Origin of the sequence: Marinobacterium lutimaris (assembly GCF_900108065.1) — a bacterium.
GTDB lineage: Bacteria > Pseudomonadota > Gammaproteobacteria > Pseudomonadales > Balneatricaceae > Marinobacterium_D > Marinobacterium_D lutimaris.
Map to the genome: position 1 here is coordinate 418,669 of NZ_FNVQ01000004.1, position 20,309 is coordinate 438,977.

Genomic DNA, 20,309 nt, shown 5'->3' on the forward strand with positions numbered 1-20,309 from the left:
CGCTATGCGTTGTCATGAAGTAGATTACGAGCTGATCGGCTCCGAAATGCAGCTGGTTGAGGTGGAGCTGGATCCAGGCGAGACGGTTATCGCCGAAGCCGGCGCCATGACCTACATGGAGCAGGAGATCGACTTCGAAACCAAGATGGGCGATGGCTCCAACCCGGATGAAGGGTTTATGGGCAAGCTCTTCTCCGCCGGCAAGCGGGTGTTCACCGGTGAATCGATCTTTACCACCCATTTCAGCAACCGCGGCAGCGGCAAACGCCGCGTTGCGTTCTCCGCCCCCTACCCGGGCAATATCGTCCCACTCAACATGGCCGATTACGGCGAGAAGATCACCTGCCAGAAAGACGCCTTTCTCTGCGCCGCACTTGGCACCCGGGTCAGCATCGCCTTCAACCGCCGCATCGGTTCCGGCCTGTTCGGTGGTGAGGGTTTTATCCTGCAGACCCTCGAAGGTGACGGTATGGCATTTATCCAGGCCGGCGGTACAGTGGTGAAAAAGGAACTGAACGGCGAAACGCTGAGGGTCGATACCGGCTGCCTGGTGGGCTTCACCGAGGGTATCAACTACGACATTCAACGCGCCGGCAACCTGAAGTCCATGGTGTTTGGCGGTGAAGGTCTGTTCCTGGCCACGCTGCAGGGGCACGGCACCGTCTGGCTACAAAGCCTGCCGTTCTCACGCATGGCGGACCGCATCATCGCCAGCGCGCCAAGCTCCGGCGGCAGTGACAAGGGTGAGGGTTCTGTCCTTGGCGGCTTGGGCCGTATGCTCGACGGCCGCTAAGGCTCAACGATGGTGCCCCACGGGCGCCGCTCTTCCGTTCAATAGTTGCGACTATAAGCCCCGCCCTGCTTCTGGCCAAACACCCGCCGCTTTCACCGCTTGACGCCATCACTCCTGCGCATAGTCTGTAAGGCCTGAAAGGAGGATCGGGATGAGACGAGTTATCTTTTTCACCGGCGCCGGCATCTCCGCCGAGTCCGGCGTACCTACGTTCCGCACCGGTTCAGATGCGGTGTGGGAAAACCATTCCATCGAGGATGTCTGCAATATCGACACCTTCGAGCGTAACTACGAGCTGGTGCATCAGTTCTACAACCAGCGCCGCACCTCGCTGGCTGGTGTTGAGCCCAACCCGGCCCATAAAGCCATAGCCGCCGTACAGCAGGCACATCCCGGGCGCGTGATTCTGATGACCTCCAACGTGGATGATCTGCATGAACGCGCCGGCAGCACAGCTGTGCGTCATATCCACGGCAACCTGCTGGAGATGGTGGACCTGGAAAGCCGCGAGATCTTCCACCTGGGTTACGAGGCTTTCGACTACGCCAGCCGACCGAAACAGTTCAAACCCAACGTGGTGTTTTTCGGCGAGATGGCGCCGGTGTACCAGGAGCTGTTCGCCCTGATGGACAGCCTCACCGAAGAGGATCTGGTTGTGGTGGTGGGCAGCAGCGAAAGCGTCATCGCCTTCTGCGCCGAAGCCTACATGGGCAGCCAGGGCGCGGCGCGTATCGTCTATGTCGATCCCTGCGAGAAAAGCGTCTACGACGGCAAGTCGTTGATCCCCTACGAGCGCCATTTCCGCACCAGCGCCACCGAAGCCTTTGCCGAAGACAGTCATCTGCTGGACAGGATCAAGCGCTGGCTGGACTGAGCCAATAGCGCCCAAAGCCCAAGCCGCAGACACAAAAAAACCGCCAACAGGCGGTTTTTTTATTCCGAGGCGCTTAATCCAAGGCCGGCTGGCTATCCAGGTAAGCCTTGTCGGAGATGTTGGTCCACTTGCGAACCTGCTTCAGGTAGGTTTCCTGGCTTTCCACGATTTCCGCGGTGAGCGGATCCTTGGCGGCTTCCTGCTTAAGCAGTTTCTCCGTAGCCGCACGCAGCGCATCCATCACCTCCGGCGGGAACACCTTGTGGGTCACATCCGGATACTCTTCCTTCATCTGCTGCCAGGCGAGGGAGTTCAGGTGGGTACTCTCGCTGTACATGTCGTAGGCTGCGGTGCGCATCGCCACACGCAGGATCTCCTGCAGATCTTCCGGCAGGCTCTCCCAGGTACGCTTGTTGATCAGAAACTGCACCTCGGCACCCGGTTCCTGCCAACCGGAGTAGTAGTAGTTTGCGATGCGGTGGAAACCCATCGGCAGGTCCAGCGCGGGGCCAACCCACTCCAGTGCGTCGATGGTGCCGCGCTCCAGTGAGGTGTACAGCTCGCCCGGCGGGATGTTGGTTACGGCAACGCCGACTTCGGCCATTACCTCACCGGCAAAGCCTGGGGTACGCATTTTCAGACCCTGAAGATCTTCGATGGAGTTGATCTCCTTGCGGAACCAGCCGCCCATCTGGTTGCCGGTGTTACCGCCCGGGAAAGAGAGCAGGTTATGCGGCGCATACACCTTTTCCATCAGTTCCATACCGCCGCCATAGTAGAACCAGGCGTACTGTTCCGGCGCGGTCATTCCGAAAGGAACGGTGGTGAAGTACATGGTGTTGGGCACCTTGCCCTTATAGTAGTAGGACGCGGTGTGGCCCATGTCGTACTGACCGGCCTTGACCATGTCGAAGATGCCGAACGGCGCCTTGTGCTTGTTGGACGAATCGATACGGATCTGCAGGCGCCCGCCGGACATCTTCTCGGCCATGGCAGCCATGTGGCGCGTGGTCTCGCCCAGAATCGGTGTGTTCGGCCCCCAGGTTTCGGCCAGATTCAGTCGGTAGGTCTTATCTGCCAGCACAGAGGTACTGGCCAGCGACAGCAGCGCGGCAAGCGCCGCCGCCAGCTTGAACGAGGCAAAGCGAATTCTCATTGTCGTCAGTCCGTGTCCGTATGTGTCATTTTTATGTCGAGAGGAGCCGGAGGATAGTACCTTCTGTGCGCAAAGTTCTGAAGAGTACAGCGCAGATATTGCACACTTCGCCCACGTTTGGCGGTAAAAAGCGGGGATAAAACGATGCAGAGGGGCAAACCTCGCCCCTCTTATCAAGGTGGCTTAAACAGAACTCACCCGGTCGATCTATTTACGTTCGCCGACCGGAATCATCACATGAGCGTAGGGGCTGTCTTTCCACATCACATAGGGACCACCGGCGTTCGGGTCGCTCGGAATACCTTCCAGCAGCTCAGCCGGCAGTATCACCATCAGGTGCGGCCCTTCACGGATAAAGTCATCCGCATGGAAGCGGTCCGCATGGAAAGGGTTCGAATTACTCACCCCGCCATCTGGGCCGTCGCCTGCCAGCATGTAAGAGAAGCCAACCTGTGTCGCCTCATAGGGTGCCTGGGCGCCCATCGCCTGCATCATCTCCATCCAGACCGCGTCATTGCACAGAGGAGAACCGTCGTCCGGAAAGGTTTCCGGCATACAGACCCAGCCATTACTGCCCTCTTGCAGCACCTCGCCACGGTACATCACCGTCGCACCGTCGATGACCATGGATGGCGCCGCGGAAAGCGCCCGTTCGATTAAAGCCTGATTATCTTCAGCTTGTGCCAACACCGGAGACAGGATCAGGCCGGTTACCATCAGTAACTTGCCAGTTAACCTGTTCATCTGCGTCGCCTTTCTTATTGATAGGAATGCCTGCTGCCGACACTGGATATATCCGAGTCAGTCGGCAGGTTTTTAGTTTAGACGATGCTGAACTAACCGATAGACAGGCCTCTGCCACCGAAAGCCCTGATGAATCCGGCCGGGGGCGCACCTCAGGGCGAAAATGATTCGCACTGTGCGAAAAGATATCGGCGCGTCATGGCCAGGAAATGCTGATCGACTATTCTTCATTTGGGCTGCCTGGAGGCAGTACCAAGGAGAGACTCTGCTCTCTCAGGGATATCAACCTGCGGAATATTAACCGGCTGATAGCAACGCAGAAGCATGATCAGCGGTTCAGATATGGCTGTTAAGGAGAACGAAATGAGAAAGATTGCACTGGCTTTCGCGCTGACCCTGGCCGCTTCATCAGCGTCGGCGGACCTGCTGGATCCCGACTGCAACGCCGAAAAGGTCGCCAAGGGTGCGGTCGCTAAATCCACCATCGGCATCGGCGGCCGTTGCACACCGGCCGAGGCCGCCAAGGATATGGCTGCAGACAAGGTCGAGGACAAGCTTCCGGATGGCAAGGTGATGGACAAGATCGAAGAGAAGAAAGAGCCATCGGTGAAAAAGGCGGTTAAGAAGGCGATGGATTAACCCCCATCGGGGGTTCTCACCCTCCAGGCGTAGGAATGCTTTGTGAGCTTTAGTGCGGACCGGAAGATAAGGTCGGTCGAGAAAATGGTGCAAATGGAGCTGGAGGGATTACTCGGCTACGCCTCGCCCTGCGGGTCGTTGCCTGCGGCAACGCTGTCTCGCTTCGCTCGGCTCGAATCCCTATCGGGGGTTCTCACCCGCCAGGCGTAGGAATGCTTTGTGAGCTTTAGTGCGGACTGGAAAATAAGGTCGGTCGAGAAAATGGTGCAGATGGAGCTGGAGGGATTACTCGGCTTCGCCTCGCCCTTCGGGTCGTTGCCTGCGGCAACGCTGTCTCGCTGCGCTCGGCTCGAACCCCATCGGGGGTTCTCACCCTCCAGGCGTAGGAATGCTTTGTGAGCTTTAGTGCGGACTGGAAGATAAGGTGGAGCTAGGAAAAATGGCGCGCCTGGAGGGATTCGAACCCCCGACCAACAGGATCGGAACCTGCTACTCTATCCAGCTGAGCTACAGGCGCGCATAGGAAGTGTTTGCGGGTCGCAATGTTACCGATTCGACAGCGCTTTGCAAGCTAGATTTACTCCCTAAGAAGTGTAGACGACCAGCATCTGGCGGCCCTACTATAGGCCCGATTGAACTAACCGCAACTCAATAACGGTACCTGAGAGCGATGACCTACTGCGTGGCGATGCGACTGGCTGAAGGGCTGGTTTTTGTGGCCGATTCCCGCACTAATGCGGGTGTGGATAACATTTCAACTTTCCGCAAGCTGTTCTCTTTTGGCAACGGCAAGGATCATGCACTGGTGCTGCTCAGCGCCGGTAATCTGGCCACCACCCAGAGTATCGTCGAGTTGCTGAAACGGCGTATCAACGAGGCTGAAGAGAACCTGATGACGCTGCCGTCCATGTATGACGAAGCGGCGTATATCGGCAAGCTGATGCGCGAGATTATCGAGCGCGACACCCACAATCAGCAGGGCCAGGGCGTGGACCTGGGCTGTTCACTGCTGCTCGGCGGCCAGATCCGCGGCGAGGAGCCGCGCCTGTTCCTGATCTATCCACAGGGCAACTTTATTGAGGCCAGCATCGAAACGCCGTTCCTGCAGATTGGCGAGTTCAAATACGGCAAGCCGATTCTCGACCGTATCATCGATTTCAACACGCCGCTGGAAACCGCGATGACCTGCGGCCTGATTTCGATGGACTCCACCATCAAGAGTAACCTAACGGTGGATCTGCCAATCGACGTGCTTACTTATGAAAAGAACAGCTTCAGCCTTGAGCGCACCCGCCAGCTGGGCAGCGAAGATGCCGAGTTCCTGGCGCTGCGCAAAGCCTGGGGTGAAGGGATCAAGGAACTGTTTAACCAGTTGCCGCGTACAACCCTGTAATCGAGCCGGTCGCTGCGTTCTCACCGGTTGATGCACCAGCGACCTTTTATTAGCTGTCCTGGGTCAGGGGTACTAAGGTCCGCCTTTTCGTAGGGACTTTTTTGTCGGTATAATCCCTGACCAGATTTTTGGTGCAGCCTTGTTTGCCTCGCCTGGAAGCGCATTTTGACAAGCCTGCCAAAACCATTTCCTGATAATGAGGTTGTGACTGTGAACAAATTCGCTGCAAAAGCTGTTAAAGCACTCTGCGCGCTGGGTCTGGGCTTTGCCCTGGCCAGCTCTGTTCAGGCGGCTACCGATGATGCTATCGCTGAGCGCATCAAGCCGATCGGTAGCGTATGTATCGAAGGTGATGACAGCTGTGGTGGCGCCGCTGCTGCACCGGTCGCTGCTGGTGGTGCCCGCTCTGGCGAAAGCATCTACACCGGTAAGTGCGCTGCATGTCACGGCACCGGCGTGCTGGGCGCTCCGAAATTCGGCACTAACGAAATGCAGGCCCGCCTGGACGAGAAAGGCATGGAAACTCTGATGAACCATGCGCTCAACGGCTTCAACGCCATGCCGCCGAAAGGCACCTGTGCAGACTGCTCCGACGACGAGATCAAGACTGCCATCGAGTACATGCTGTCCGGTTCCTGATTTCAGACCCAATCTGATTTCTACAGCAGATAGCAACAAGGCCACCCTCGGGTGGCCTTGTTCGTTGTTGAGAGAAGCCTCAGGCGATCAGAGGTCGTCGAACATCCCCTTGAGGCTGTTCAGCGTGGCGTTGCCGCGTTTACGGTTCTGCTCCGGGCTGGCCTGACCTGCGCCTTCGATCTCCAGGTCATCCGCCGGCAACTCTTCCAGGAAGCGACTCGGCGCGCACTCCACCTCCTCGCCGAACTGACGTCGTTTTTTTGCCAGCGTCATGGTCAGCGTACGCTGGGCGCGGGTGATCCCCACATAGGCCAGACGCCGCTCCTCCTCAATGGTATCCATCTCGATGCTGTTGCGGTGCGGCAGCAGCTCCTCCTCCATCCCCATCAGGAAAACGTGGGGAAACTCCAGTCCCTTGCTGGCGTGAAGCGTCAGCAGCTGCACCTTGTCGGAGTCGTCTTCCTCTTCCTGGCGATCCATCAGATCCAGCAGGATCAGGCGCGCAATCGCCTCTTCAATGCCGGCGTCCGGATCCTCCTCCTGCAGACGCTCCAGCGTTGAGCGCAAAGAGTCGACCAGGAACCAGACGTTCTGCACCCGCTTCTCGGCAACCCCTTCGCTGGTGCTGTTCTGGCGGATCCAGTCTTCATATTCGATCTCGTAGATCAGATCACGAATCGCCGCGATCGGGTCACCTTTGCCGCAGTTCTCATACATCCGCTGCAGCATGTCGCAGAAACGGCGTAACCGGTCCACCGCCTTGGCGGAGAGTACCTGTTCTATACCGATTTCATCGCAGGCGGCGAACAGGCTGATCTGGCGCTCGGACGCGTACTGCCCCAGTTTCTCCAGCGTGGAGGGGCCGATCTCACGGCGCGGCAGGTTCACCACCCTCAGGAAGGCGTTGTCATCATCCCGGTTGACCAGCACCTTGAGGTAGCACATCAGATCCTTGATCTCTGCGCGGGCAAAGAAGGAGGTGCCACCGTTGATCTTGTAGGGTACCTGGTAGCTCTGCAGCTTCACCTCCAGTAGTCGCGACTGGAAGTTGCCACGGTAGAGCACGGCAAACTCCTTGAACGGGATGCGGTCACGCAGGTGGCGGTCGAGAATCTCGGTAGCGATGCGGTCGCATTCGGCATCTTCGTTACGGGTATGGATAAGCCGCAATGGATCGCCATAGCCCATCTCGCTCCACAGCGTCTTCTCGAACACGTGTGGGTTGTTGGCGATCAGGGTGTTGGCCGCCTTCAGGATACGGCTGGTCGAGCGGTAGTTCTGCTCCAGCTTCACCACCTTGAGGCTGGGAAAGTCTTCCTGCAGCTGATTCAGGTTCTCGGGTCGGGCGCCGCGCCAGGCGTAGATCGACTGGTCGTCATCGCCCACCACGGTGAGTGCGGCACGGTGGCCAACCAGTTGCCGAACCAGCCGATACTGGGACAGGTTGGTATCCTGGTACTCATCCACCAGCAGGTAACGGATGCGGTGTTGCCAGCGCTCGAGCACATCCGGATGCTCTGCAAACAGTCTTACCGGCACCAGGATCAGGTCGTCGAAGTCCACCGCGTTATAGGCGCGCAGGTGACGGTTGTAAGCTTCATAGGCGCGGGCGGCGAGAATCTCCTGCGGCCCCTGGGCGATTTCCAGCGCCTGCTGCGGCTCGACCATGTCGTTCTTCCAGCTGGAGATCTGGCCCTGCACCATCTGCACATGGTCGGTATCTTCATTGTGATCGATCATCAGGTCGCGCAGCAGCGCCTTGCTGTCCTGGTCATCGAAAATGGAGAAGCCGGGTTTGAAGCCGAGCACCTTGTGCTCACGGCGGATAATATTCAGCCCCAGGTTATGGAAGGTAGAGACGGTCAGACCGCGGCTGGCCTTGCCCTGAATCAGGCTGCTGACGCGCTCTTTCATCTCGCGCGCTGCCTTGTTGGTAAAGGTAACCGCTGCGATATGCCGCGCCTCGATGCCACAGCTTTGAACCAGGTAGGCAATCTTGCGCGTAATTACGCTGGTTTTGCCCGATCCGGCACCAGCGAGCACGAGTAACGGGCCACCGATATAGTGGACGGCCTCCTGCTGGCGGGGGTTCAGTTTGCTCATGACACCTCAATAAAAGCTAAATGTTGTAACGATACGGCCGATCTATTAAGAGATTCTGTTCAAAAGCGGTGGTATTTTAAGACAATCCGCCACAGCTCAGTCGCAGAGTTCTCAGGAACCGCCTCCACGCATTACCCGGGACGGATAATCCTAAGAGACTGAAAGAAAACGATTTAAACAGTTGTTTCAAGCCTGATTTGTACGTGTTAATCTGGCTGGCCTTCCGGGGCAGCCATTATCGCACGAGAGTGGCGAATCTCAGAGCACTCCGGCGCCGTACCTATCGCAGTTTCAGAAGGACCGGCAGATGCTGGCATTTGACCAGGCAACACACGACAGTGACAACGATCAGCAACAGCTGTTGCTGCTAGATCCCACAGCCCGGCTTGAGCCGCTGCTGCAATCGGTATTGATACCGACGGACGGCTTCCGTCTGCAGGCGTGCGCCAGCACGGAGGATATCGAAAAGAAGCTGTCGAGCGGAGCATTGCTGCTCTGCTACACCAACGATAAACCCGCACTTCAGAACCTGATCAAGCGGGTACAGCTGGCTCATCCCGGCATGCCGATCATCGTCTTCAACGATCATCTGGCCGAAGCCGATCCATCGCTGCTGATCCGCCAGCCGCTTATCGACCAACTCAGCCTGAAAAAGCTCGACCGTGACCTGCTGCTGCGTTCACTGCGCTACGCCCAGTGCACCCGCCGCAGCCAGGACGCCCTCGCCCAGTTAAAAATTACCGACCCGCTTACCGGTGTGGGTAACCGTCAGTACTTTTACCAGGCACTCGTTAATGAGCTGCATGAAAAGCAGCAGCTGGCTCTGATCACCGTCGACTTCGACAGTTTCAGCCGCTTCAACAATGAATTCGGCCACGACGCCGGTGATGAAGTCGTGTTGGAGCTGAGCCGTCGCCTGCGCAGTTTCGGCGAAACCCGGCATATTTCCCGCATCGGCAGCGACGAATTCGCCTTTATTCTGCCGGTGGAAGAAGCCGATGTAATTGAGCACCGCACCAAGGGGCTCCTCGGTGAACTGATCGCCGCGCTTATGCCGGCATACAACATCGGTGATGGTGAAAAGACGCTGAGCTGCAGTATCGGCGTTGCCTACTCGCCCCAGCACAGCAGCGAATTTGACACCCTGATCAAGCAGTCCGGCCTGGCGCGAACCCGCGCCAAACAGAAGGGCGGACTCAGCTACGCTATCTACGATACCCGTCTGGATCGCAGCGAAAACGAGGATATCACGCTGGAGCCCGAGCTCTGGCGCGCCCTGCAGAACGAAGAGTTCGTGCTTTATTATCAGCCCCGCATCGATCTGCGCACCGGCTGCATCACCGGCGCTGAAGCGCTGATCCGGTGGGAGCATCCGGTCCACGGACTGATCCCACCGGACTCATTTATCCCTGCCTGCGAAAAGTCAGGCCTGATCGTGCCGATCGGCTACTGGGTCATCCAGCGCGCCGGCCGCGATATGAAGCTGATCCGCGAGGCTGGGCTGCACGGTCATATCGGCGTGAACCTGTCGTTCCGCCAGTTCCAGGACACCTATCTGGCGCGCACCATCGAGCGTCTTATAGAGCAGTTCGATATCGACACCTCGATGCTGGAGTTCGAACTTACCGAAACCGCGCTGTTCAGCGACGAGATGCACGTCAAGGAATGCATCAAGACCCTGAGCGCCCACGGCATCGCCTTCTCGCTGGATGATTTCGGTACCGGCTACTCCTCGTTCTCGCTGCTGCAGAAACTGCCGATCACCACGCTTAAGATCGACAAGAGCTTTATCGCCGGTGTACCCGGCAACCCCGATGATGAAGAGATTGTCCGCGCCATCGTCACCCTTGCGCATAACCTGCAGAAGAGCGTGATCGCGGAAGGGGTGGAAACCAAGAACCAGCTGGAGTTCCTGATCAAACAGGACTGCGACCAGGTCCAGGGCTACTTCTTCAGCCCGCCGGTGAGCCTCGACGTGTTCCTGAAGATGCTCGGAACCAACCAGCTGCAAAGCGGCTGAATCAACTGCCTACTGAATCAACCGCCCACTTAATTAACCACCTACTGAATCAACCGCTTAAGTTTCCGCCAGCTTGCCCCTGTACGCCAGCGCCTCCAGCAGATGGGCACTGCCGATATCCGCATCCCCCGCCAGGTCTGCCAGCGTCCGCGCCACCCGCAGCAGACGGTGACAGGCACGCGCCGAGACATGATGGCGCACCATCACCTGCTCCAGCAGCCGCAGCGCATCATCCGGCAGCGCGCAGAACTGATCCAGCTCCTGCGCCGACAGATCGCGATTCACCTTGCCCTGCCGCGTCAGTTGACGCTCCCGTGCCGCCAGCACCCGCTCTCTCACCCTGGCACTGCCCTCGCCAGGCTCCGCCGGATGCAGCAGCTCTGCAGGACTCAGTGCTGGCACATGCAGATGCAGGTCGATACGATCCAGCAGCGGCCCGGAGATACGCTGTTGATAACGTTTGATCTGGTCCGGGCTGCAGTGACAGCGCTCAGTGCCATCGCCAAAGTATCCACAGGGGCAGGGATTCATGGCGGCAACGAGCTGAAACCGAGCGGGGTAATGGGTCGAGCGAGCCGCGCGGGAGATCAGTATCTCGCCGCTCTCCATCGGCTCGCGCATCACCTCCAGCACCCGGCGCGGAAACTCCGGCAGCTCATCAAGAAACAAAACGCCCTGGTGGGCCAGAGAGATCTCCCCCGGCCTCGGTCGCCCACCGCCACCCACCAGCGCCACCGCCGAGGCGGTGTGGTGCGGCGCCCGGAAAGGGCGCACGCCGGCGCAGGCCAACTCCACCGGCAACCCCGCCACCGAGTGAATAGCCGCCACGCCGAGCGCCTCATTACGTGCCATCGGCGGTAACAGACCGGGCAGTCGCGATGCCAGCATGCTTTTGCCGCTGCCGGGCGGGCCACTGAATAGAAGATTATGGGCACCGGCGGCGGCCACTTCCAAAGCGCGCCGTGCCTGTAGCTGGCCGCGAACATCACACAGGTCCGGCACATCGGCAGAGAGCGGTGGTAGCTGTGCCTGCGTCGGCATCTCCGGCAGCTCTTTACTGCCAAGCAGCTGCGTCAGCGCCAGCAGATGCTCGGTGGCAAGCACCTGAACCTCGCCCGTCATCAGTGCTTCTTCCGCATTACGGGCGGGTACGATCAGCTTGCGCCCGGCCGAGGCGCAGGCTACCGCTGCCGGCAAAACACCGGTCACCGGCCTTACCGTGCCGGAAAGCGCCAGCTCACCGATCACCTCGAACTGATCCAGCCAGTCGCTTTTCAACTGTCCCGACGCCAGCAGGATGCCAAGAGCGATGGCCAGGTCGTAGCGACCGCCCTCTTTCGGCAGATCCGCCGGCGCCAGATTGATGGTGATGCGTCGCTGAGGAAAGTCGAAACCCGCTGTGATCAGGGCGCTGCGCACCCGCTCACGGGATTCCTTGACCGCCGTTTCCGGCAGACCAACGATAGAAAGTGACGGCAGACCGCCGGAGAGATGTACTTCAACGGACACCGCCGGCGCTTCGACGCCAAGCTGGGCCCGGGTATGAATTATGGCTAAAGACATGACACCGTCCCTGGGTCATGAGGCGAAGCCGTATTACTCCGCCGGTTTGTCGTTGCCTTCCTTTGCGGCAGGGGCTGCCTGCTCAAGTTCGGCGAGTCGCTTCTCCAGCTGTTCTACCAGCTCGCGGGTTCGTGCCAGAACGGCGCTCTGGGCGTCGAACTCATCCCGGGTCACCAGGTCGAGTCGGGAAAAGGTGCTCTGTACCACGGTACGCACCTGCTGCTGCAACTCTTTCTGCCCCGGCAGCTCACGGGCGCCTTCGAAAATCTGGCCCAGTTGAGCATTGAGGCTATCGATCAGTTTTTGATGCATCGGGAATAAACCCCAGCTTGAATTGGTTGATGACTGAACACCACTATACCGCGCCAGACCCCGTACTGTCAGGCTTGGTGCAAGTCTGAAAATACAGTGCACCAAAAAAATGCGCGCACTTTATCGGTGCACAAAAATTGCTCAGCTTTTTTTATCGTGCACCGCCAGTTACCTGATCAATTTTCACTCTATACAAATATCTAATTGTTTATTAAGAACTTTTTACTAGTGGCACAGTTCTGGCTTGAGGGAACCACAACCGAGGCGTGCAACGCCCCTAAGCAGCGCACACTTCGTTATATCTATTCCAAGGGGGATTCAGAAATGAAGCTGATTTCAGCAATCATCAAACCGTTCAAGCTGGATGATGTACGCGAAGCGCTGTCCGACATCGGCGTTCAGGGTATCACTGTGACTGAGGTCAAGGGTTTCGGCCGTCAGAAAGGTCATACCGAACTCTACAGGGGCGCAGAATACGTGGTCGATTTCCTGCCGAAAGTACGCATCGATGCGGCCGTGGCTGACGATATCGTCGACCAGGTCCTCGAAGCGATCAGCAAAGCCGCTCAGACCGGCAAAATCGGCGACGGCAAGGTTTTCGTCATGCCGCTGGAAGAAGTCGTACGTATCCGTACCGGCGAAACCGGTCACGACGCGCTCTGATCAATCCATAAACTGTTTAAGACGTTGTAAGGCCTGATGGAGGGCTAAGCAGATGGAAGAACTTCTGAATACAACAGCCGGGGACGTTACCCAGCTTAAATATGCACTGGATACCTTCTACTTCCTGGTATGTGGTGCTCTGGTGATGTGGATGGCCGCCGGCTTTGCCATGCTTGAAGCAGGCCTGGTTCGCGCCAAGAACACCACCGAGATCCTGACCAAGAACGTCGCGCTGTTTGCGATCGCCTGCATCATGTATTTCGTATCTGGCTACGCCATCATGTACGGCGGCGAGTACTTCCTTTCCGGCATCACCGGTGACGGTTTCACCGGCGCAGAAGAGCCGGCTACCTACGCTCCGTCTGCTGACTTCTTCTTCCAGGTTGTGTTCGTTGCAACCGCCATGTCTATCGTTTCTGGCGCCGTTGCTGAGCGCATGAAGCTGTGGGCATTCCTGCTGTTCGCTGTCGTCATGACCGGTTTCATCTACCCGATGGAAGGTTCCTGGACCTGGGGCGGCAACGCTGTCTTCGGCATGTACACTCTGGGCGACCTGGGCTTCTCTGACTTCGCCGGTTCCGGCATCGTACACATGGCGGGCGCTTCTGCTGCTCTGGCCGGTGTTCTGGTACTGGGCGCTCGTAAGGGCAAATACGGCAAGAATGGCGAAATCAACGCTATTCCGGGTGCGAACCTGCCGATGGCCACTCTGGGTACATTCATCCTGTGGCTGGGCTGGTTCGGCTTCAACGGTGGTTCCGTTCTGGCGACCTCCGATGTTGAGAACTCCAACGCTGTCGCCGTTGTATTCATGAACACCAATGCTGCCGCTGCCGGTGGTGTGGTTGCTGCGATGATCGTTGCCCGCATCCTGTTCGGCAAAGCCGACCTGACCATGGCCCTGAACGGCGCCCTGGCTGGCCTGGTAGCGATCACTGCTGAGCCTTCCACCCCGTCTGCCCTGCAGGCCACCATCTTCGGTGCCCTCGGCGGCGTGCTGGTTGTCTTCTCCATCATCACCCTCGACAAGCTGAAGATCGACGATCCTGTCGGTGCGATCTCCGTGCACGGTGTTGTCGGTCTGCTGGGTCTGCTGCTGGTACCGGTTACCAACGACGGTTCTACCTTCTCCGGCCAGATCATCGGCGCCCTGACCATCTTCCTGTGGGTCTTCGTTGTCAGCCTGATCGTATGGCTGATCATCAAAGCCGTCATGGGTATCCGTGTCAGCGAAGAGGAAGAGTACGAAGGTGTCGACCTCGCCGAGTGCGGCATGGAAGCTTATCCTGAGTTCGCTTCCAGCAAGAACTAATGCTCTGTAACTGAGCCTAAAAGGGAGCCCTTCGTGGCTCCCTTTTTTACGTATCTATTTTTGCACTTCGCGGCGAATGACGCGTATGCGAAAGCCGGCTATTGTAGGTATACTCAGGAATTCCGGTAGCTAACCGGATGAAGTCAGGGCATTTTGCTGTGAAGCAGTGCGCCCAACGATTAATAAGGAGCCAAACGATGAAACTGGTATCAGCGGTAATCAAGCCGTTTAAACTTGATGATGTTCGCGAAGCCTTGTCGGATATCGGCATTCAGGGTGTCACCGTCACCGAGGTGAAAGGTTTCGGTCGTCAGAAAGGCCATACAGAGCTTTATCGTGGTGCCGAGTATGTGGTGGACTTCCTTCCCAAGGTCAAAATCGAAATCGCTGTCGATGACGCCATGGTCGACCAGGTGATCGAAGCGATCAGCAAAACCGCTAACACCGGCAAGATCGGCGACGGCAAGATTTTCGTTTCTCCGCTGGAACAGGTTATCCGTATCCGTACCGGCGAAAGCGGTTCAGACGCTCTCTGAGCGTCTCGACCCACCCGCTCCAACCCTTGCTCCACACCATCGACAATCGAGTTTGTGTCGCAAATCTATTGCACTAAGCCCTCTGTTTGCTAGGATCACCCTTTAGCTTTTTTGTCATGAAGTTGGGGTAGAAGTCCGGTGGTGAGGGTGCCCGAGCAAGGTGAGATAAGCGCTGTAGCCAGGAGTACTCTGGATGCTCTGGAGTCCTCTCCTTTGGGTGCCTGCCTGTTTGACAGCCAGGGGCGTTGCCTGGCAGCCAACAGGGCACTGTCTGCACTGATTTCCCTGCCCTCCCCGCTTCATCAGCTCAGCCGTTTTTTTCTCGACAGCGCTTCCAGCCCGGATCTCGTCAGCCGCCTTGGCGCCCTGTTTCGTGGCGACCATGCCGCATTTTCCCTGCCGTACTACCGTATTCACAACGATGCACCTCTGGATCTGGAGCTGCACGTATCGGCAGTACACGATACCAATGGCAATGTCAGCGCAGCCCTGGTGCTGGTCACCGATGAACGGATTCACCACCTCCGGGAGCTGGAACTGAAGCAGTTCTCCAATGCCGTGGAAAACAGCGGCAGCGCCGTGGTCATCACCGACTCTCAGGGGCGCATCGAATATATCAACTCCCGTTTTACCGATATCAGCGGCTACACCCTTTCAGAGGTGATCGGGCATCAGCCCTCGTTTCTCAAATCCGGCAATACGCCCGGTGAGGTCTACGCCAATCTCTGGGCCACTGTCCTGAGCCACCGCAAATGGCGCGGCACTCTGCATAACCGGCGCAAGGACGGTGAGCTTTACTGGAGCCTGCAGTCGATCTCGCCGATTCTGAATGAGGATGGCAAGCTGACCAATATTGTCTCGGTCAGCGACGATATCACCCAGTTAAAAGAGCACCAGCAACAGATGGAACGGCTGGCCTTCTTCGATCCGCTGACAGACCTGGGCAACCGGCGTAATTTCCGCGACCACCTCGAAGAGCTGCTGCACTCGCGCGGAGAAGGGATCAGTGCCCTGCTGCTGCTCGATCTGGATCATTTCAAGAAGATCAACGACACCATGGGTCATGAAGCCGGGGATACGCTGCTGCGCAGCGTCGCCAGCCGGCTGCGTTTCTGTATCAATCCGCCGCATACGGTGCACCGCCTCGGCGGCGACGAATTCACCGTTCTGCTGCGTAACCTGAGCTCCATCGACGCGGTGCGCAACTACTGTGACGATATTATCGAGCTGCTGGCACAGCCACTGGACATAGGCACGCACCAGATACAAGTCACCGTCAGTGTCGGCATTACGCTGCTGGGCGTCGACGCCGTGGACGTAAGCGGCCTGCTGCGCAATGCAGACCTGGCGATGTATCGCGCCAAGCACGTGGGTCGTAACACTTACCAGTTCTACAGTGCCGAGATGAACGCTGAAGCACACCGGGCGCTGACACTTGAGCACGACCTGCGCCAGGCACTGGACCGGGGCGAGCTGAAGCTGGTTTACCAGCCGCAGATTGACCTGAAAAGCGGCGCCCTGGTGGGTATTGAAGCGCTGCTGCGCTGGAACCACCCCCAGGAAGGGCCTATCTCACCGGCAGAATTTATCCCCATGGCCGAGGAAACCGGCCTGATCGTCTCCATCGGCCGCTGGGTGCTGCTACAGGCCTGTCGCCACGCCGCAAAGCTGCGCCAGCATCTGGACGCTCCCTTCCGGGTGGCGGTGAACCTCTCCGCACGCCAGTTCGATGACCTGGGCCTGGCTGCTACGGTTAAATCAGTGCTGGAGGAAACCGAACTGCCGGCCAGCTTCCTGGAACTGGAGATCACCGAGGGGCTGATGATCGATAACTACAGCAACTCCCTGATGTTGCTGCACAAGTTACGTGACCTGGGCATCACGCTGGCGATCGATGATTTTGGCACCGGCTACTCCTCGTTGAGCTACCTGAAAAAGATGCCGGTACAGGTGCTCAAGATTGATCGCTCCTTCGTGCAGGATCTGCCGGATGATCGCGACGACCTGGCGATCACCTCAACCATTATCCTGATGGCGCGCCAGTTAGGACTGCAGGTGCTGGCCGAGGGAATAGAGACCAGCGAACAGCACCAGTTCCTGCTCAACTCCGGCTGCCCGGTGGGTCAGGGTTTCCTGTTCGACAGGCCTCTGCCACTGGAGGAGATCATCCAGCGTTACAGTCAGGAAACCCTGACCGCGCCCCAGCTCTGAGCCATTCCGAAAAAGTTATCCACATTTGTCGCATTCTGCAAAACATACATAAGCCACTGTTACTAAACATCTTTTGCAAAAGATTCATGCAGTTTGCATAACAAAGCCACAGACTTATCCAGTGACTAATACCACATATTCCACGCCTATCTGCCGGCAAGCGGACTAAACTCTCTGTTATATCACTAGCAACAACAGGGATTTATGGAGGCGGCCCATGTTTATCATCCGTCCAATCCGACATACGGATCTTGAGGTGCTGTTAGAGATTGCCCGGGAATCAGGCCCTGGCTTTACTTCCCTGCCAGCCGATGCGGAGTTCCTGGCCAATAAAATCCGTCAATCGGTTGAGACCCTGAGCCGCAGTGACGCCGCCCCGGGCCCGGAGACTTACCTGTTTGTACTGGAGGACAGCGACAGCGGCGAGATCGCCGGCACCTGCGGCATCACCGCCGCCGTGGGGCTGGATATGCCGTTCTACCACTACCATCTCGGCACCGTTGTGCACTCGTCGCGGGAACTCGGCGTCTATAACGAGTTCAAGACACTGAACCTGTGCAACGACTACACCGGCAGCTCCGAGCTTTGCACCTTGTATATGCGACCGAAATACCGCCACAGCGGACAGGGCACCCTGTTGTCGAAATCGCGTTTCCTGTTTATGGCAGAGCACAGCGGTCGCTTTGATGACCGTGTGATCGCCGAGATGAGGGGGTTTACCGATGAGCAGCACACCAACCCCTTCTGGGAAGGGCTCGGCCGGCGCTTTTTCTCCATGGATTACGACCAGGCCGATCACCTGACCGGCGCCGGTAACAAGGTGTTCATCGCCGAGCTGATGCCGAAACACTCGATCTATATCCACCTGTTGCCGGAGGATGCCCAGGAAGTCATCGGCAAGGTGCACCCGAACACCGAGCCCGCCTGCAAGATGCTCAGGCGGGAGGGGTTCAGATTCGAAAACTACATCGATATTTTCGATGCCGGCCCCACCCTGGCGGCCCGCCAGGGCGATATCCGCGCCATTAATAAAAGCCGGCGCGCTCGAGTGATTGTCGATGATTCTCCACCGCCGGACGGCGCCAGGCGGCACCTAGTGGCCAATACCCTGACCACCGGCTTTCGCTGCCTGATGACCCCGCTGAGCCCAGAGAGAAAGACGCTGCGGCTAAGCGCCGAACAGGCCGCCGCCCTGTCACTACAAGAGGGAGACGAGGCGCGCCTGCTCAGGCTTTAGGCCGCAATCACAGACCGCGGCAGGCTGATTACGCACTCCAGGCCACCGTCTGGATGGTTGGCCAGCACCAGACTGCCACCCAGACGCTCCACCGCACGCCGGGTAATACTTAACCCAAGACCATAGCCATCGCAGCTGTCGCCGCCACGTACGAAAGGATCGGTGATACGCGCCAGCAGATCCTCGCTGACGCCCGGCCCTCTATCCCTCAGGCTCAGTTTGAGTCCTGTGGATGAACGCACAGCCCTGAGCGCCAGCGGGCTGTCAGCAGGCGTATATTTGAGTGCGTTGCTGATCAGGTTGGATACCGCCCCCCTGAGTAGCTCGTCATTCAAAGCCAGGCGCAACCCGGCGGGCTCAACACTGACCAGGACCGGGCGCTCCGGCTGGGTGAAATCCACATCGGCGCGCAGCTCTTCCAGCAGTTCAAGCAGCTCGAACGGCTCGCCGCTGGGATCGACCTGGTCCAGCCGCGACAGGGACAGAATCTTGTCGATCAGGCCGTCCAGCTTTTCGCACTCCCGGTTGATCCGGCCAGCCGTGGGGTCATCTTCACCGAGCCGCTGTTCGGCCAGGCCTGCCGCCACCTGCAGTCGCGCCAGCGGCGCACGCAGTTCATGGGAAACATCCTGCAGCAGGCGCTGCTGGGCGGTCAGCGTATCCTCGACATATCCCGCCATGGCGTTGAATTCCCGCGACAGCTCGCCGATCTCATCACGGCGCTGGCTCAGCCGGCTGCTGGCCCGGGTGCTCAGGTTCTGGTTGTGATAGAGATCCTTGGCGTGGGCACGCAGCTGGTTGATCGGCCTGATAATCAGCCAGGAGAGAAACAGCGCCGCCAACGCCGATACCAGCAACACAATCACTGCCTGCACCGACACCAGAAAGCCCAGTATCTTTTTCAAGTAGAGACCGCCACGGGGCGCATGTACGACCACTTTCAGGGGCTCGCCCTGCAGCCCTTCCATGGCGAAGCTGAGCGCACTCGACTCACGGGGTGGTCTGCGGTCCGGCCCCTGCAGCTGCACACCAGTCTCTGCATCGAAGATCCACAGCGGAATCATACGGCGGCGGGCATCATGATCATCGTCGTCATCGTGGTGACGATGATCGCCCCGATCTTCCCATTCCAGCATCAATCGCGCCTGGCCCAGCGCCCGGGTTTCCAGCAGCTCCTTGCTCTGGCGCTCCTCGGCCATGTTCAGGATACCGATCACGGCCAGGCCCGTGCCGGCCGCACTGATCAGCCAGATGACCAGGAAGATTTTCCAGAAAAGTTTACGATGCCAGTTCATGCCTTGCCCTTGAGAAACTGGTAGCCCTGGCCACGTACCGTCTTGATCAACTCCTGCTCCAGCAGCGCCGCCAGTTTCTGCCGCACCCGGCTGACATGCACATCCAGCGCCCGGTCATAGGCGGTGAGCTTGCGGTGCAGCACCAGCTCGGTGAGCTGCTCCTTGCTCATCACCGTGCCGGCGCTGTTCATCAGATACGCCAGCACGTTGAACTCGGCGCTGGTCAACTCAACCGCTTCGCTGCCCACCAGCACCTCGCGAGAACCGGGGTCGAGACGGATACCGAACGCCTCCACCGGCTGCTCCGGGAACAGGCTCTTCTCTGCCGGCTGCTCCTTAAGCGCAGAGCGACGCAGCACGGCGCGCACCCGCGCCAGCAGTTCGCGAGGATTACAGGGTTTGCCGAGGTAATCGTCGGCGCCCATCTCAAGGCCGAGAATACGGTCGATCTCATCGCCGCGGCCGGTGAGCATGATCACCGGTGTCTGCACCCGCGGGCGTAGCTGCTGCAGCAATTCCAATCCGCTGGCACCGGGCATCTGGATATCCAGCACCAGCAGATCCCAGCCGCTGCCATCACCAACCAGCTCCAGCGCCTGCTCGGCGGAATGGCAGGCATCCACCCGGTAACCCTCATGGCTGAGATAGGCTTTCAGCAGATCGCAGAGATCCCTGTCATCATCGATAATCAGCAGTCGCTCTGTACTCACACTCGCTCCTTAAAACATCTCATGAGTGCATATTAAGCCGTCCCTTTGCCGCTGTGGCGGCCTTTACCAAACTTTACTCCCTGCTAACCCAACTTAGCAGTGACTCCTC

At 58.4% G+C, this 20,309-nt stretch carries 18 protein-coding genes, 1 tRNA gene and 2 other RNA genes; 11 read left to right on the plus strand and 10 right to left on the minus strand.

What is annotated here, in order from left to right; all coding sequences use genetic code 11:
- Window positions 1-4: 4 nt before the first annotated feature.
- Window positions 5-793, plus strand: a complete 789-nt coding sequence (locus C4S72_RS19035; protein ID WP_200826837.1) for a TIGR00266 family protein — start codon at window positions 5-7, stop codon at window positions 791-793.
- 151 nt (window positions 794-944) lie between these two features.
- On the plus strand, window positions 945-1,667 hold the full coding sequence (locus C4S72_RS19040) for an SIR2 family NAD-dependent protein deacylase (RefSeq protein WP_104004756.1): 723 nt from the start codon (window positions 945-947) through the stop codon (window positions 1,665-1,667).
- Window positions 1,668-1,740: 73 nt separating this feature from the next.
- On the opposite strand, the gene C4S72_RS19045 is transcribed toward C4S72_RS19040, so the two are convergent.
- Complete coding sequence (locus tag C4S72_RS19045) at window positions 1,741-2,823, minus strand: TRAP transporter substrate-binding protein (RefSeq protein ID WP_104004757.1); 1,083 nt, start codon at window positions 2,821-2,823, stop codon at window positions 1,741-1,743.
- A 207-nt stretch (window positions 2,824-3,030) separates the two neighbouring features.
- On the minus strand, window positions 3,031-3,567 hold the full coding sequence (locus C4S72_RS19050; protein WP_104004758.1) for a hypothetical protein: 537 nt from the start codon (window positions 3,565-3,567) through the stop codon (window positions 3,031-3,033).
- Window positions 3,568-3,930: 363 nt separating this feature from the next.
- On the opposite strand from C4S72_RS19050, the gene C4S72_RS19055 reads away from it, so the two are divergent.
- Window positions 3,931-4,206, plus strand: coding sequence for a hypothetical protein (locus tag C4S72_RS19055; protein WP_104004841.1), 276 nt, complete (start codon window positions 3,931-3,933; stop codon window positions 4,204-4,206).
- Between the two features lie 91 nt (window positions 4,207-4,297).
- Here the strand turns inward: C4S72_RS19055 and C4S72_RS19060 are convergent.
- The 3 genes from C4S72_RS19060 to C4S72_RS19070 form a co-directional block, all read right to left on the minus strand.
- Window positions 4,298-4,423, minus strand: a non-coding RNA gene (locus C4S72_RS19060) — RtT sRNA.
- A 51-nt stretch (window positions 4,424-4,474) separates the two neighbouring features.
- A non-coding RNA gene (locus tag C4S72_RS19065) (RtT sRNA) lies at window positions 4,475-4,599 on the minus strand.
- A gap of 47 nt (window positions 4,600-4,646) precedes the next feature.
- Window positions 4,647-4,723: transfer RNA gene (locus C4S72_RS19070), tRNA-Arg, on the minus strand.
- Between the two features lie 153 nt (window positions 4,724-4,876).
- Between C4S72_RS19070 and C4S72_RS19075 the strand changes: the two genes are divergently transcribed.
- Both C4S72_RS19075 and C4S72_RS19080 read left to right on the plus strand, forming a co-directional pair.
- A complete protein-coding gene (locus C4S72_RS19075) occupies window positions 4,877-5,599 on the plus strand; it encodes a peptidase (protein ID WP_104004759.1) in 723 nt (240 codons plus the stop codon).
- A gap of 210 nt (window positions 5,600-5,809) precedes the next feature.
- A complete protein-coding gene (locus C4S72_RS19080; RefSeq protein ID WP_104004760.1) occupies window positions 5,810-6,238 on the plus strand; it encodes a c-type cytochrome in 429 nt (142 codons plus the stop codon).
- An 87-nt stretch (window positions 6,239-6,325) separates the two neighbouring features.
- Here the strand turns inward: C4S72_RS19080 and rep are convergent, their stop codons facing one another.
- Window positions 6,326-8,341, minus strand: coding sequence for a DNA helicase Rep (rep, locus tag C4S72_RS19085; RefSeq protein ID WP_104004761.1), 2,016 nt, complete (start codon window positions 8,339-8,341; stop codon window positions 6,326-6,328).
- Window positions 8,342-8,648: 307 nt separating this feature from the next.
- On the opposite strand from rep, the gene C4S72_RS19090 reads away from it, so the two are divergent.
- The gene (locus C4S72_RS19090; RefSeq protein ID WP_104004762.1) at window positions 8,649-10,361 is read left to right on the plus strand and encodes a putative bifunctional diguanylate cyclase/phosphodiesterase; all 1,713 of its coding nucleotides are present in this window, start codon (window positions 8,649-8,651) and stop codon (window positions 10,359-10,361) included.
- Window positions 10,362-10,418: 57 nt separating this feature from the next.
- Here C4S72_RS19090 and C4S72_RS19095 read toward each other — a convergent pair whose 3' ends face one another.
- Entirely contained in the window at window positions 10,419-11,924 is a 1,506-nt protein-coding gene (locus tag C4S72_RS19095) for a YifB family Mg chelatase-like AAA ATPase (RefSeq protein ID WP_104004763.1), read from the minus strand.
- Between the two features lie 33 nt (window positions 11,925-11,957).
- Window positions 11,958-12,236 carry an accessory factor UbiK family protein gene (locus C4S72_RS19100; protein ID WP_104004764.1) on the minus strand — a complete coding sequence of 93 codons (279 nt, stop codon included), beginning with the start codon at window positions 12,234-12,236 and terminating at the stop codon, window positions 11,958-11,960.
- Between the two features lie 324 nt (window positions 12,237-12,560).
- On the opposite strand from C4S72_RS19100, the gene glnK (C4S72_RS19105) reads away from it, so the two are divergent.
- The 5 genes from glnK (C4S72_RS19105) (at window position 12,561) to astA (ending at window position 18,195) form a co-directional block, all read left to right on the plus strand.
- On the plus strand, window positions 12,561-12,899 hold the full coding sequence (gene glnK / locus C4S72_RS19105) for a P-II family nitrogen regulator (RefSeq protein ID WP_104004765.1): 339 nt from the start codon (window positions 12,561-12,563) through the stop codon (window positions 12,897-12,899).
- A 52-nt stretch (window positions 12,900-12,951) separates the two neighbouring features.
- Window positions 12,952-14,211: an ammonium transporter gene (locus C4S72_RS19110; RefSeq protein ID WP_104004766.1), complete on the plus strand. Its 1,260-nt coding sequence runs from the start codon at window positions 12,952-12,954 to the stop codon at window positions 14,209-14,211.
- Between the two features lie 197 nt (window positions 14,212-14,408).
- Window positions 14,409-14,747, plus strand: a complete 339-nt coding sequence (glnK, locus tag C4S72_RS19115) for a P-II family nitrogen regulator (RefSeq protein WP_104004767.1) — start codon at window positions 14,409-14,411, stop codon at window positions 14,745-14,747.
- 147 nt (window positions 14,748-14,894) lie between these two features.
- On the plus strand, window positions 14,895-16,958 hold the full coding sequence (locus C4S72_RS19120) for a putative bifunctional diguanylate cyclase/phosphodiesterase (RefSeq protein WP_160115550.1): 2,064 nt from the start codon (window positions 14,895-14,897) through the stop codon (window positions 16,956-16,958).
- A 217-nt stretch (window positions 16,959-17,175) separates the two neighbouring features.
- Window positions 17,176-18,195: an arginine N-succinyltransferase gene (gene astA / locus C4S72_RS19125; protein WP_104004769.1), complete on the plus strand. Its 1,020-nt coding sequence runs from the start codon at window positions 17,176-17,178 to the stop codon at window positions 18,193-18,195.
- Here astA and C4S72_RS19130 read toward each other — a convergent pair.
- Both C4S72_RS19130 and C4S72_RS19135 read right to left on the minus strand, forming a co-directional pair.
- The gene (locus tag C4S72_RS19130) at window positions 18,192-19,490 is read right to left on the minus strand and encodes a sensor histidine kinase (protein WP_104004770.1); all 1,299 of its coding nucleotides are present in this window, start codon (window positions 19,488-19,490) and stop codon (window positions 18,192-18,194) included. The two genes, astA and C4S72_RS19130, sit on opposite strands and share 4 nt — an antisense overlap.
- A complete protein-coding gene (locus tag C4S72_RS19135) occupies window positions 19,487-20,200 on the minus strand; it encodes a response regulator transcription factor (protein ID WP_104004771.1) in 714 nt (237 codons plus the stop codon). Before C4S72_RS19135 ends, C4S72_RS19130 begins: the two co-directional genes overlap by 4 nt.
- Window positions 20,201-20,309 lie beyond the last annotated feature (109 nt).

Bases quoted from the DNA above. Each gene is read 5' to 3' on its own strand.
- C4S72_RS19090 (WP_104004762.1), top strand. From the start codon at position 8,649: ATGCTGGCATTTGACCAGGCAACACACGACAGTGACAACGATCAGCAA.
- C4S72_RS19055 (WP_104004841.1), top strand. From the start codon at position 3,931: ATGAGAAAGATTGCACTGGCTTTCGCGCTGACCCTGGCCGCTTCATCA.
- C4S72_RS19040 (WP_104004756.1), top strand. From the start codon at position 945: ATGAGACGAGTTATCTTTTTCACCGGCGCCGGCATCTCCGCCGAGTCC.
- C4S72_RS19050 (WP_104004758.1), bottom strand. From the start codon at position 3,567: ATGAACAGGTTAACTGGCAAGTTACTGATGGTAACCGGCCTGATCCTG.
- astA (WP_104004769.1), top strand. From the start codon at position 17,176: ATGTTTATCATCCGTCCAATCCGACATACGGATCTTGAGGTGCTGTTA.
- glnK (WP_104004767.1), top strand. From the start codon at position 14,409: ATGAAACTGGTATCAGCGGTAATCAAGCCGTTTAAACTTGATGATGTT.
- C4S72_RS19095 (WP_104004763.1), bottom strand. From the start codon at position 11,924: ATGTCTTTAGCCATAATTCATACCCGGGCCCAGCTTGGCGTCGAAGCG.
- glnK (WP_104004765.1), top strand. From the start codon at position 12,561: ATGAAGCTGATTTCAGCAATCATCAAACCGTTCAAGCTGGATGATGTA.
- rep (WP_104004761.1), bottom strand. From the start codon at position 8,341: ATGAGCAAACTGAACCCCCGCCAGCAGGAGGCCGTCCACTATATCGGT.
- C4S72_RS19130 (WP_104004770.1), bottom strand. From the start codon at position 19,490: ATGAACTGGCATCGTAAACTTTTCTGGAAAATCTTCCTGGTCATCTGG.
- C4S72_RS19035 (WP_200826837.1), top strand. From the start codon at position 5: ATGCGTTGTCATGAAGTAGATTACGAGCTGATCGGCTCCGAAATGCAG.
- C4S72_RS19045 (WP_104004757.1), bottom strand. From the start codon at position 2,823: ATGAGAATTCGCTTTGCCTCGTTCAAGCTGGCGGCGGCGCTTGCCGCG.
- C4S72_RS19075 (WP_104004759.1), top strand. From the start codon at position 4,877: ATGACCTACTGCGTGGCGATGCGACTGGCTGAAGGGCTGGTTTTTGTG.
- C4S72_RS19100 (WP_104004764.1), bottom strand. From the start codon at position 12,236: ATGCATCAAAAACTGATCGATAGCCTCAATGCTCAACTGGGCCAGATT.
- C4S72_RS19110 (WP_104004766.1), top strand. From the start codon at position 12,952: ATGGAAGAACTTCTGAATACAACAGCCGGGGACGTTACCCAGCTTAAA.